We start from the raw sequence: 11,428 nt of genomic DNA on the forward strand, positions 1-11,428 counted from the left end.
TCGGCACCCAAAGACCAGCGGACGAAATCGGCCTATATCTTCGGCGCGATCTGCCCCGAGCACGGCAAGGGCGCGGGCCTGGTTCTGCCCTTCTGTAATACCGAAACCATGACGCTCCATTTGGCCGAAATAGCGCTCGCCATCGCCCCCGACGCTCACGCTGTCGTACTGATGGATCAGGCCGGTTGGCATATGACCGACAAACTGGATGTGCCCGGCAACATCAGCATCATCGCGCTCCCGGCCAAATGCCCTGAACTCAACCCGGTCGAAAATATCTGGCAGTTCATGCGCGACAACTGGCTGTCCAACAGGGTGTTCACCTCCCACGACAATATTCTCGACCACTGCTGCGAGGCGTGGAACAAGCTCGTCGATCAGCCTTGGCGCATTATGACCATCGGCCGCCGCGAATGGGCCCGTGGGTCATGATCATTGCAGGTTGGTATAATTCGCTCCGCTCATAAGGCTCTGTTTCCTTCTCCCTCACGGGAGAAGAAGAACACAGTCCGCTGCCTTTTTAGAATTCTGCCAAAAATTCCTCCCCGCTTGCGGGGAGGGGGGCCGCGCAAATCGTGGTGGAGGGGCCTGCGTCTAAGCCGAGCTCCTGGCCCAGAAGCCCCTCCGTCAGCCCTGCGGACTGTCACCTCCGCGCAAGCGGGAAGGATTTTTCTCTGGTCCTATCTTTCGCGCTTTTGACTCAGGCCGTCTTCGCTTGGGCGATCATCGCCGCCACTTCATCCAGAATCAGCAGGCGCTGCTTCTTCAATTCCTCGCTGCGTTCGTCAGAGGCTGCTTCCACCTCGGCTTCAATCCGGTGAATTTCCTTGTTGATGTCATGATATCGATCAGCAACGGTCCGGAAATGCCCGTCCGACATTTTCAGATCATGCAAAATGTCGCCATCGTTCGGAAATTCGGCGTGGAGATCGTGGGCTACATGGCTCATCTTGGTTCCTTCAAGGATGGATTGTCCCGGTCCGGACTGACGATGTTCAACCGGCCGGATTTCAGGATCGGGATATGCGTCGGCACCGCGCGCGGCTATCCGGGAAACTACCTAGGCTGCTGCTGGCCGGGGCGGTCACAACCAGCCGGACCCAGCTATTTGACCCAGTCGAGACCCATGTCCTGATAGAGGCTGCGGTCCTCGTCCCAGTTGGCGCTGACCTTGACGTGCAGATAGAGATGGACCGGCTTGCCCAATATGCCGGACAGCTCGGCCCGCGCCTTGGCGCCGATTTCCTTGATCTGGTGTCCGCCCTTGCCGAGAATGATCGCCTTCTGGCTGGCCTTCTCGACCAGGATCTGCTGGTGGATCTCGATCGACCCGTCGGGCCGCTCCTTATATTGTTCCATCGCGACGGCCGTGGCGTAAGGCAGCTCGGCATGCAGTTGCCGAAACACCTGTTCCCGGGTAATTTCGGCGGCGAGTATGCGTTCGCTGGCATCCGAGACCTGATCCGCGGGGAAATGCCACGGTCCCTCCGGCATGGCATTGGTCAGATATGCTTTCAGCTCTTCCAGACCGTCACCGGTCTTTGCGCTGACAAAAAATGTCTCGTCGAAATCGGCAAGTTCGTGGAGCTTGACGACATGGCCGAGCATTTTCTCTTTTGCGGCGATGTCGACCTTGTTCATCACCAATATGGTCTTTTCCGAACGGTGTTTTATGCGTTCGACGATCGATGTAACCTTGGTTCCCAGTCCGGCGCGGGCATCGACCAGCATCACGATGATATCGGCATCTTCGGCGCCTTCCCAGGCGGCAGAGACCATGGCGCGGTCAAGACGGCGGTGCGGCTCGAAAATTCCGGGCGTGTCGACCAGCAGAAGCTGGGTATCGTCCTCGATGGCGATCCCCAGCAGCCGGGTGCGCGTGGTTTGCGGCTTGGAACTGGTAATCGCGACCTTCTGTCCGACCAGGGCATTGATCAGGGTCGACTTGCCGGCATTGGGCGCGCCGATGAGAGCGATGACGCCACATTTTTGGTTCATGTGAATTTTTCCAGAAATTTCTTCGCAGCCCCGGTTTCGGCTGCCTGAATGGCGGAAGCGGTCGCTTCCACCGACCCTATATTGGTCACCGTCACCCGGACGGTGAATTTCAGATCGTGGTGCGGTCCGCTCTTGTCGATCAGTTCATAGGTCGGAACCCTGCGGTTGTTGGCCGCCGCCCATTCCTGCAGGGCAGACTTGGGATGCCTGACGTCTTTCACGGCCGCCGAAATCCGGTCGTCCCAGTGTTTCAATATGAAAGCGCGGGCCGCCTCCATGCCATGATCAAGATAGACCGCGCCGATCAGCGATTCCATGACATCGCCGAGCACCTTGATGCTGTGCCGGGCGCCATCATCGCGGGCCTGCTTGCCGAGCAGAATATGGTCCCCAACCCCGATTTGCCTGGCAACATCGCCGCAGACCGGACCCGATACCAGGCCGTTTAGCCGTTGCGACAATTGTCCCTCCGGCTCCAGGGGGAATTCGTGGTAGAGATGATCGGCGATCACCAGTCCAAGCACGCGATCGCCCAGAAATTCAAGCCGCTGATAGTCTTCATCGCCGTGACTGCCGTGCGTTGCCGCTCTCTTGTAGAGATTGGCGTTCAACGGTTGTGCATCCGTTATCGCGGCAATCCAGTCGAGAAAGTCCGTCCTGCTCAAAATCTCTTCCCGATGCGGTCGGGGCGAGCCGCGCTGAACCATGTCCAGGGCTTGATCCATTCGGCAGAGCCATCGGTAGAGAAAACCGAAACCAGTGCTTTGCCGACCAGATTCTCCTGCGGCACCATGCCGATCGCTTGTCCCTCTTCTGCGGGGAACCTGCTGTCAGCGCTGCGGTCGCGATTGTCGCCCATCAGGAACATGTGACCGTCCGGGACCACAAAGGCCTGCGTGTTGTCGCCTTCCGAATTTTCGTAAATGTCCAGAATTCGGTAGCTGACACCATTGGGCAGGGTTTCCCGGAACTGGGGATAGCGACAGACCCTTGTACCATTTTCGCCCGGCGATTCAAACTCGGGGCGATAGCAGGGGCTGTTGGGAGTGACGCGCAGCTCGAAATCCTCGATTCTCTCGCGTGCAACCTCGGTCCCGTTGATGGAAACGACGCCATCGGTGACCTGCACGATATCACCGGACAAGGCGATCACCCGCTTGATATAGTCATCGCGGGCATTGGGGGGCGCCTTGAACACAACCACATCGCCGGGCGTCGGCGCGTGGGGCAAGATCCGCCCGGGGATCAGCGGCGCGCTGAACGGCAGGCTGTACTGGGAGAAGCCGTACGGCCATTTCGCGACCAGCAGATAGTCGCCGACCACCAGCCGTGGCTGCATCGATTCCGAGGGAATGTTGAACGGCGACACGATGAAACTGCGCAATATCAGCACGAACAAAGCCAGTTTCACCAGGAATGCGACAAAGTCGCGGGTTTCCGATCGTTCTGCTTTGTGTCGCGCCATGGCGCCCCTTCGCCGACAATGGCAGCGAGGTCAAGAATTCTTGCAATGTCGCGGTCGTCATGATTTTCAACTTGAGGCGCGTCTGCCCGGCGGATAGGGCATGACCGGCAGGCAGGACGCATAACGCAGCACGGACAGATCGGATGATAGCATGACCTCAGGCAGTTGGCAGGCGCTCACCGCGCTACCCCGGATCCCGCTGAACCGGTTGTTCGAAGCCGACGGCGATCGCGCGAGCAGGCTTGGCCTGGACTTCGACGGTCTCTATTTCGACTTTTCGAAAACCCATCTCGACGAGCCGGTGCTGGCGGCATTCGCAGCGCTGGCCGACGACCTGGCCCTGGCCGACAAGCGCGCGGCGCTGCTTGCCGGGGAGCCGGTGAATATCACCGAGGGCCGGGCCGCCGAACATTGCGCAGAGCGCGGCACCGGCAATCCGGCCAGCGTCGAAAACGCCCGGGCGCTGCACCAGCGGATGAACAGCCTGATCGGCGCGATCGATGCCGGCGCGCTGGGAGAGATCAGCCAGATCATCCATCTCGGCATCGGCGGCTCGGCGCTCGGCCCGAAGATGCTGTACCAGGCGCTGCGGCTCGGCGACGAGAAATATGAGCTCGCCATCGTCTCCAACATCGACGGCAGCGCGCTGGAACCCGTGCTGGAGCGGTTTGATGCACACAGGACCCTGCTCGTCGTCGCCTCGAAGACGTTCACCACCGCCGAAACATTGCTCAACGCCCGGTCGGTGCTCGACTGGATGGGAGAGCAGGGGGTCGACGACCCGCTCGGACAGGTTGTGGCGCTGACCGCCGATCCCGAGCAGGCGGTTTCCTTCGGCATCGACGAGACCCGGATATTGCCCTTTTCGGACACGGTCGGCGGTCGCTACTCGATCTGGTCCTCGATCGGCTTCAGCGTCGCCCTGGCGCTGGGAGCGGAAATTTTCGAGGATCTGCTGGCCGGGGCAGCGGCCATGGACTCGCATTTCGAAACCACGCCGTGGGCCGGCAACATCCCGGTGCTGGCCGCCTTTGCCGATCAATATTATGCACAGGTCCGCGGCTGCGAAACCCGCGCCGTCTTTGCCTATGACGAACGGCTAGGCCTGCTGCCCGACTATCTCCAGCAACTGGAGATGGAGAGCAACGGCAAATCGGCGACCCTCGACGGCGAGCCGCTGGCTCTCCATTCCAGCCCGATCGTCTGGGGCGGCGTCGGCACCGACGCCCAGCACGCGGTGTTCCAGCTGCTGCACCAGGGCAGCCATCTGGTGCCGGTCGAATTTCTCGCCGTCGTCGAACCGGGCGATTCCCTGGACCCGGCGCATCACAATGGTCTGCTGCTCAATTGCTTCGCGCAGGGCGCGGCGCTGATGGCGGGCAAGAAATCCGATGACAGTCATCGAAACTATCCGGGTGACAGACCCTCGGTCACCATATTAGTGGAGACGCTCGACGCCCGGTCGCTGGGGTCGCTGCTCGCCTTTTACGAGCATCGCACCTTCGTCAACGCGGCGTTGTTGAATATCAATCCGTTCGATCAATTTGGCGTCGAGCTGGGCAAGCACATGGCCAATAGCCTTTCGGCTGACGACGGCAACCGTTTGGATGCGTCGACCGAAGAACTCAAAAAGCGGGCCTTCGATGTCTGACAACAAGGAATTATAAATGGCGGAATATGATTATGACCTGTTTGTTATCGGCGCAGGCTCCGGCGGGACGCGGGCAGCGCGGGTTTCGGCATCCTTCGGTGCAAAGGTCGCGGTTGCCGAGGAATATCGGGTCGGCGGAACCTGCGTCATCAGAGGCTGCGTGCCCAAGAAGCTGCTGGTCTACGGCTCGCATTTTTCCGAAGAACTGGAAGACGGCAAGAATTTCGGCTGGACCTGGGACAATGCGAAATTCGACTGGCCGACGCTCCGCGACCATGTCCTGAAAGACGTCGACCGGCTGAACAACGCCTATACCGACACGCTGAAGAATCACGGCGTCGAGATTATTTTGGAACGGGCGGAACTGACCGGACCGCACGAGATCAGGCTGGCTGGCGGCAAGACCGTCACCGCCAAGCATATTCTGATCGCGGTCGGTGCCTGGCCGCTGGTCGCCGAATTCCCGGGCAGCGAGCATATGTCGACGTCGAACGAGATGTTCCATCTCGAGAAACTGCCCGAATCGATGATCATTTCCGGTGGCGGCTATATCGCCAACGAATTTGCCGGTATCTTCAACGGGCTGGGCTGCGACGTCACCGTCGTCAACCGGTCCGACATCATCCTGCGCGGCTATGACGAGAGTGTCCGCGACCGGCTGATCCAGATCTCCCTCGCCAAGGGCATCAGCTACAAGTTCAACTGCGCCTTTGACAGGATCGAGAAGCGGGAGGATGGTGCGCTGGACGTCTATATGGATGGCAAGAGCGCGCCGGTGCGGGCCGATGTCGTTCTGGCAGCAACCGGACGCCGGCCCAAGATTGACGGCCTTGGTCTGGACAAGGCAGGGGTCGAGCTCAGCGAGACGGGCGCGATCAAGGTCAACGAATATAGCCAGACCAATGTCGAGAATATCTACGCCGTCGGCGACGTCACCGACCGCGTGCAGCTGACCCCGGTCGCGATCCGCGAAGGCCAGGCCTTTGCCGAAACCGTCTTCAACAACAATCCCCGCACGGTTGATTATAGTTGCATTCCGTCGGCGGTCTTTTCCCAGCCGCCGATTGCCTCGGTCGGCCTGACCGAAGGCCAGGCGCGCGAGAAATACGGCAATATCAAGATCTACTCGTCCGATTTCCGCGCCATGCGCAACGTCTTCGCCGACCGGGCGGAGCGCAGCCTCTACAAGATGATCGTCGAGCATCCGTCCGAAAAGATCCTCGGGCTGCACATGATCGGACCCGATGCCCCGGAAATATTGCAGGCGGCAGCGGTGGCGGTAAAGGCCGGGCTGACCAAGCAGGCGTTCGACGATACCGTCGCGCTGCACCCCAGCATGGCCGAGGAACTTGTGCTGCTGAAGTGACGCTACGGCACCCGTTGGTTGCAATTGAAATTTAATCGTTCAATTAATCTCTATTGACGATTGCCTTTCTGGCCATTCTTTGACTAGGGCATATCACGAAACGTGATTCACCCTGGGGGACCGATGTCAGATATTATTGCACAACTGGAAGCCAAGCGCGCCGAAGCCATGCTCGGCGGCGGACAAAAACGGATCGACAGCCAGCATGCCAAGGGCAAGCTGACCGCGCGCGAGCGGCTCGATATCCTGCTCGACGAGGATTCGTTCGAGGAAATCGACATGTATGTCGAACATAATTGCGTCGATTTCGGCATGGACGAACAGCATATTCCCGGCGACGGCGTCGTCACCGGTTCCGGCACGATCAACGGCCGTCTGGTCTATGTCTTCTCGCAGGATTTCACCGTCTTCGGCGGCTCGCTGTCCGAACGCCATGCCGAGAAAATCTGCAAGGTGCTCGACAATGCGATGAAGGTCGGCGCGCCGGTCATCGGCATCAACGACAGCGGCGGCGCCCGCATCCAGGAAGGCGTCGCCTCGCTCGGCGGCTATGCCGACGTGTTCCAGAAAAATGTTCTCGCCAGCGGTGTCATCCCCCAGCTCAGCCTGATCATGGGCCCCTGCGCCGGCGGTGCGGTCTATTCGCCGGCGATGACCGACTTCATCTTCATGGTGAAGGACAGCAGCTATATGTTCGTCACTGGCCCCGATGTGGTCAAGACCGTGACCAACGAGATCGTCACCCAGGAGGAACTGGGTGGTGCCATCACCCACACGACAAAGACCAGCGTCGCCGACCTCGCCTATGAAAATGACATTGAGGCCTTGCTCGCGGCGCGCGACTTCATCGACTTCATGCCGCTGTCGAACCGGGAAGAAGTGCCCGAACGCCCGACCGCCGATCCGTGGGACCGGCTCGAGGAAAGCCTCGATACCCTGATCCCGGCCAATGCCAACCAGCCCTATGACATGCACGAAGTGATCCGCAAGATGCTCGACGAGGGCGACTTTTTCGAGGTCCAGCCCGCCCATGCCGGCAATATCATCTGCGGTTTCGGCCGGATGGAAGGCTCCACCGTCGGCGTCGTCGCCAACCAGCCGATGGTGCTCGCCGGCTGCCTCGATATCAACGCCTCCAAGAAGGCGGCGCGGTTCGTGCGCTATTGCGATGCGTTCAATATTCCGATCGTCACACTGGTCGACGTGCCCGGCTTCCTGCCCGGCACCAGCCAGGAACATAATGGCATCATCAAGCATGGCGCGAAATTGCTCTTCGCTTATGCCGAAGCGACGGTGCCCAAAATCACCATCATCACCCGCAAGGCCTATGGCGGCGCCTATGACGTGATGGCCTCCAAGCATCTGCGCGGCGATCTCAACTATGCCTGGCCGACCGCAGAAATCGCCGTAATGGGCGCCAAGGGCGCGGTCGAAATCATCTTCCGCGGCCGGACAGCCGACGAAATCGCCGAACGCACCGCCCAATATGAAGCCCGCTTCGCCAACCCCTTCATCGCGGCGCAAAAAGGCTTTATCGACGAGGTCATCATGCCCCATTCCACCCGCCGCCGGGTGGCGCTTGGTTTAAGAAAGCTGCGCAACAAGCAGCTGGAGAATCCGTGGAAGAAGCATGACAATATTCCGTTGTGATAATTTGCAGTTAAAGACTGTTACCCGTCATTGCGAGGAGCGAAGCGACGAAGCAATCCAGGGCGTCGCTCGCGGCTCTGGATTGCTTCGCTGCGCTCGCAATGACGGGGTGCAATGATCAACAATGAAACAACCCGCGGTCTACATGATGGCAAACAAACGCAACGGAGCGATCTACACCGGTGTAACCTCCAACCTCCCGCAGCGGGTCTGGCAGCATCGCGAGGGCTTCGCCGAGGGCTTTACAAAACGCTACGGCTGCAAGATGCTGGTCTGGTTTGAAATGCACGACAATATGGAAGCGGCAATCTTGCGAGAGAAGCAGATCAAGGGTGGATCGCGCAAAAAGAAAATCGCGCTGATCGAACCGGCTAACCCGCAATGGAAGGACTTGTTTGATGATATCACCAAATGACCTGATTGCTGGGCATACGGCGTCGAATCATTCGAAAGCAGCACGCGCGGCCCTGGATTGCTTCGCTCCGCTCGCAATGACGGCTAACTGATGCCGACAAGTTCACTATTCCTTTCCGAGCACGTCCGGGCCGGTAGCGTCATTGCGAGGAGCGCAGCGACGAAGCAATCCATAGCGGCAAGCGCCGTCGATGGTGGCAGCACGCACTGGATTGCCGCGTCGCCTTTGGCTCCTGGCAATGACAGGGCATTTTTGCCAGCGGGACTGACAGCCATCCTCCACGATTTCACAGCTACCGGCGTCATTGCGAGCGTAGCGAAGCAATCCAGAGCCGCGAGCGACGCCCTGGATTGCTTCGTCGCATTCGCTCCTCGCAATGACGGAGGCCACTCATGCCAACCGGTCTAGTAGCTCTTCTCGACGACGTCGCCGCGATCGCCAAGGTCGCCGCCGCATCGGTTGACGATATCGGTGTCGCAGCCGCCCGTGCCGGCACAAAGTCTGCCGGCGTGGTGATCGATGATGCCGCGGTGACGCCGCAATATGTGACCGGCTTCTCGCCGGCCCGCGAACTGCCGATGATCTGGAAAATCGCCAAGGGGTCGTTCAAGAACAAGCTGGTTTTCCTGCTGCCGGCGGCGGTGCTGCTGGGACAGTTCGCGCCGTTCCTGATCCCGTTCATCCTGGTCATGGGCGGATTGTTTCTCTGTTACGAGGCGGCGGAAAAGATCCTCGAATGGCTCCGGGTCGACGAGACGACCAAGCACGAACAGCCGGCGATCGTCGGGGGCCCTGGCCGCGAAGACGACATGGTTTCCGGCGCGATCCGCACCGACCTGATCCTGTCGGCGGAGATCATGGCCATCGCCCTGTCGGAAGTCACCGATCAGGTCTGGTGGCAGCAGGGGATCATTCTTGCGCTGATCGGGATCGTGATCACCGTGGTCGTCTATGGCGCGGTGGCGCTGATCGTCAAGATGGACGATATCGGGCTCCATCTGGCGAAAGAGAATGAGGGCGCGATCGCATCCTTCGGTCGCGGCCTGGTGCGCTTCATGCCGAAACTGCTCACCGGTATTTCGATCATCGGCACGCTCGCCATGGCCTGGGTCGGCGGCGGCCTGCTGGTGCACAATATCGCGGCGATCGGCTGGCACGGGCCGGAGCATCTGATCGACATCATCTCGCATCCGCTGGTCGGGCTGTTTCCGGCATCGGCGAGTGTGATTGTCGGCGGGATTGCCTTTGCCGTCCTTTCGGGTCTTCTCGGGACCCTCGTCGGTGCCGCAATCGCGCCACTGGTACACCGGTTCATTCCCCATGGCGAGGGGCACTGAAAAAATGGTTATGAATGGTCATTTCGTCATTGCGAGGAGCGACAGCGACGAAGCCATCCAGGGCGGCAAGCGACGCCCCGGATTGCAGCGCTGCGCTCCCAATGACGGCAACGGAGAAATGGAATGAAACTCGGCAGAATGAACCATATCGGCGTGGTCACGCCCTCGATCACCGACGCCATCGCCCACTGGCGCGACGTGATGGGCGCCACGTCAATCTGTGAACCCTTCGACCTGCCGGAACAGGGCGTGAAGGTCTGTTTCGTCGATACACCGGCAGAAGGGCCGACCAATGGCACACAGATCGAACTGATCGAACCCTTGGGCGAGGAGAGCCCGATTTACGGCTTTCTGACCAAGAACCCGCTGGGCGGCCAGCATCATATCTGCTTCGAGGTACCGGACATCCACGCGGCCAAGGCGGAATTCGAAGCGATGGGCAAGCGCGTCCTCGGAGACCCCCGCATCGGCGCACACGGCACGCTTATCTTTTTTGTGCATCCCAAGGATATGGGCGGGATGCTGACCGAAATCATGGAAACGCCCCAGGGGCATTAGGAGCATCAAACCTTCTCCCTTGAGGGAGAAGGATACGCAGGCTTGCTGACGAAGGAAGCTAGCCGAAGTTGGACGAGGGTGCTCTGCACTCGATAGGGAGCACACCCTCATCCAGCTACAACTAGGCAGCAAGCTGCCAAGTTTTCACAACCTTCTCCCTCAAGGGAGAAGGAAGCAAAGGATCAAAAATGAACTTCGAAAACATCAAGCTCGACATAACCGACCAGGTCGCCACCATCACCCTCAACGTGCCGGAAAGGCTGAATGCCTGTTCGCTGGCCATGGCCGACGACATCTACACCGCACTCGACCTGCTCGAGGATGCCCGGGCCGTGATCATCACCGGCGAGGGCCGCGCCTTTTGCGCCGGTGCCGACCTTCAGTCGAAGAATGACAGCGCTGTGAAGGGGGGCGAAGCCTCCTATGCCGCGCTCAACCAGCATTATAATCCGCTGATGCTGAAGCTCGCCCGGCTCGATATCCCGACGATCACCGCCGTCAATGGCCCGGCCGCCGGCGTTGGCTGCTCGATCGCGCTGGCCAGCGATTTCGCCATTGCCGCAAAATCCTCCTATTTTCTCCAGGCATTCGTCAATATCGGTCTGGTTCCCGACGGCGGCGCCTCCTGGATGCTGACCCGCCTGGTCGGCAAGGCCCGCGCCACGGAAATGATGATGCTCGGTGAAAAGATTCCCGGCGAAAAGGCCGCCGATTGGGGCCTGGTCTACAAATGCGTCGAGGATGACGCGCTGATGCCGGAAGCGCAGGCTTTGGCAAAGCGCCTGGCCGCCGGTCCAACCGTGGCTCTCGGCGTGATGCGCCAGAATCTGGCGAAGGCGCTGGAAAGCGATTACGCGGCTGCCTTGCTCACCGAAGCCGAAGGGCAGCGGATCGCCGGCAACAGCAAGGACGCGAGGGAAGGGGCCATGTCCTTCCTCCAGAAGCGCAAGGCCGAATTCAAGGGCGAATGATCGCCGTCATTGCGGGG

At 60.0% G+C, this 11,428-nt stretch carries 13 protein-coding genes; 9 read left to right on the forward strand and 4 right to left on the reverse strand.

Annotated features, from left to right (window positions below; genetic code table 11):
* Positions 1 to 432 (forward strand): transposase (locus V7650_RS14740; RefSeq protein ID WP_335657005.1); only part of this gene is annotated, 432 nt, incomplete at its 5' end.
* Between the two features lie 268 nt (positions 433 to 700).
* On the opposite strand, the gene V7650_RS14745 is transcribed toward V7650_RS14740, so the two are convergent.
* From V7650_RS14745 to lepB, 4 genes are all read right to left on the reverse strand, one after another.
* Positions 701 to 949: a YdcH family protein gene (locus V7650_RS14745; protein WP_335657006.1), complete on the reverse strand. Its 249-nt coding sequence runs from the start codon at positions 947 to 949 to the stop codon at positions 701 to 703.
* Between the two features lie 155 nt (positions 950 to 1,104).
* Entirely contained in the window at positions 1,105 to 1,998 is an 894-nt protein-coding gene (gene era / locus V7650_RS14750) for a GTPase Era (RefSeq protein ID WP_335657007.1), read from the reverse strand.
* Positions 1,995 to 2,705, reverse strand: a complete 711-nt coding sequence (gene rnc / locus V7650_RS14755) for a ribonuclease III (protein WP_442955314.1) — start codon at positions 2,703 to 2,705, stop codon at positions 1,995 to 1,997. The genes era and rnc overlap by 4 nt, the downstream gene beginning before the upstream one ends.
* On the reverse strand, positions 2,660 to 3,463 hold the full coding sequence (gene lepB, locus V7650_RS14760) for a signal peptidase I (RefSeq protein ID WP_335657009.1): 804 nt from the start codon (positions 3,461 to 3,463) through the stop codon (positions 2,660 to 2,662). Before lepB ends, rnc begins: the two co-directional genes overlap by 46 nt.
* Positions 3,464 to 3,614: 151 nt before the next feature.
* Here lepB and pgi point away from each other — a divergent pair, with 151 nt between their 5' ends.
* The 8 genes from pgi (at position 3,615) to V7650_RS14800 (ending at position 11,411) form a co-directional block, all read left to right on the forward strand.
* Complete coding sequence (pgi, locus tag V7650_RS14765) at positions 3,615 to 5,114, forward strand: glucose-6-phosphate isomerase (RefSeq protein ID WP_335657010.1); 1,500 nt, start codon at positions 3,615 to 3,617, stop codon at positions 5,112 to 5,114.
* 16 nt (positions 5,115 to 5,130) lie between these two features.
* On the forward strand, positions 5,131 to 6,480 hold the full coding sequence (gorA, locus tag V7650_RS14770; RefSeq protein ID WP_335657011.1) for a glutathione-disulfide reductase: 1,350 nt from the start codon (positions 5,131 to 5,133) through the stop codon (positions 6,478 to 6,480).
* A gap of 123 nt (positions 6,481 to 6,603) precedes the next feature.
* The gene (locus V7650_RS14775) at positions 6,604 to 8,130 is read left to right on the forward strand and encodes an acyl-CoA carboxylase subunit beta (RefSeq protein WP_335657012.1); all 1,527 of its coding nucleotides are present in this window, start codon (positions 6,604 to 6,606) and stop codon (positions 8,128 to 8,130) included.
* 124 nt (positions 8,131 to 8,254) lie between these two features.
* Positions 8,255 to 8,545, forward strand: coding sequence for a GIY-YIG nuclease family protein (locus V7650_RS14780; protein ID WP_335657013.1), 291 nt, complete (start codon positions 8,255 to 8,257; stop codon positions 8,543 to 8,545).
* 392 nt (positions 8,546 to 8,937) lie between these two features.
* Positions 8,938 to 9,882, forward strand: a complete 945-nt coding sequence (locus V7650_RS14785) for a DUF808 domain-containing protein (protein ID WP_335657014.1) — start codon at positions 8,938 to 8,940, stop codon at positions 9,880 to 9,882.
* 4 nt (positions 9,883 to 9,886) lie between these two features.
* A complete protein-coding gene (locus tag V7650_RS14790; RefSeq protein WP_335657015.1) occupies positions 9,887 to 10,009 on the forward strand; it encodes a hypothetical protein in 123 nt (40 codons plus the stop codon).
* Positions 10,006 to 10,440, forward strand: a complete 435-nt coding sequence (mce, locus tag V7650_RS14795; protein ID WP_335657016.1) for a methylmalonyl-CoA epimerase — start codon at positions 10,006 to 10,008, stop codon at positions 10,438 to 10,440. Before V7650_RS14790 ends, mce begins: the two co-directional genes overlap by 4 nt.
* Positions 10,441 to 10,628: 188 nt before the next feature.
* A complete protein-coding gene (locus V7650_RS14800; protein ID WP_335657017.1) occupies positions 10,629 to 11,411 on the forward strand; it encodes an enoyl-CoA hydratase-related protein in 783 nt (260 codons plus the stop codon).
* Positions 11,412 to 11,428: the final 17 nt, after the last annotated feature.

Origin of the sequence: Parasphingorhabdus sp., assembly GCF_036964565.1 — a bacterium.
Classification (GTDB): domain Bacteria; phylum Pseudomonadota; class Alphaproteobacteria; order Sphingomonadales; family Sphingomonadaceae; genus Parasphingorhabdus.

Coding starts and splice junctions, on each gene's coding strand:
- V7650_RS14790 (WP_335657015.1), top strand. CDS start 9,887: ATGGTTATGAATGGTCATTTCGTCATTGCGAGGAGCGACAGCGACGAA.
- pgi (WP_335657010.1), top strand. CDS start 3,615: ATGACCTCAGGCAGTTGGCAGGCGCTCACCGCGCTACCCCGGATCCCG.
- V7650_RS14785 (WP_335657014.1), top strand. CDS start 8,938: ATGCCAACCGGTCTAGTAGCTCTTCTCGACGACGTCGCCGCGATCGCC.
- V7650_RS14800 (WP_335657017.1), top strand. CDS start 10,629: ATGAACTTCGAAAACATCAAGCTCGACATAACCGACCAGGTCGCCACC.
- V7650_RS14780 (WP_335657013.1), top strand. CDS start 8,255: ATGAAACAACCCGCGGTCTACATGATGGCAAACAAACGCAACGGAGCG.
- V7650_RS14745 (WP_335657006.1), bottom strand. CDS start 949: ATGAGCCATGTAGCCCACGATCTCCACGCCGAATTTCCGAACGATGGC.
- mce (WP_335657016.1), top strand. CDS start 10,006: ATGAAACTCGGCAGAATGAACCATATCGGCGTGGTCACGCCCTCGATC.
- V7650_RS14775 (WP_335657012.1), top strand. CDS start 6,604: ATGTCAGATATTATTGCACAACTGGAAGCCAAGCGCGCCGAAGCCATG.
- gorA (WP_335657011.1), top strand. CDS start 5,131: ATGGCGGAATATGATTATGACCTGTTTGTTATCGGCGCAGGCTCCGGC.
- lepB (WP_335657009.1), bottom strand. CDS start 3,463: ATGGCGCGACACAAAGCAGAACGATCGGAAACCCGCGACTTTGTCGCA.
- rnc (WP_442955314.1), bottom strand. CDS start 2,705: ATGGTTCAGCGCGGCTCGCCCCGACCGCATCGGGAAGAGATTTTGAGC.
- era (WP_335657007.1), bottom strand. CDS start 1,998: ATGAACCAAAAATGTGGCGTCATCGCTCTCATCGGCGCGCCCAATGCC.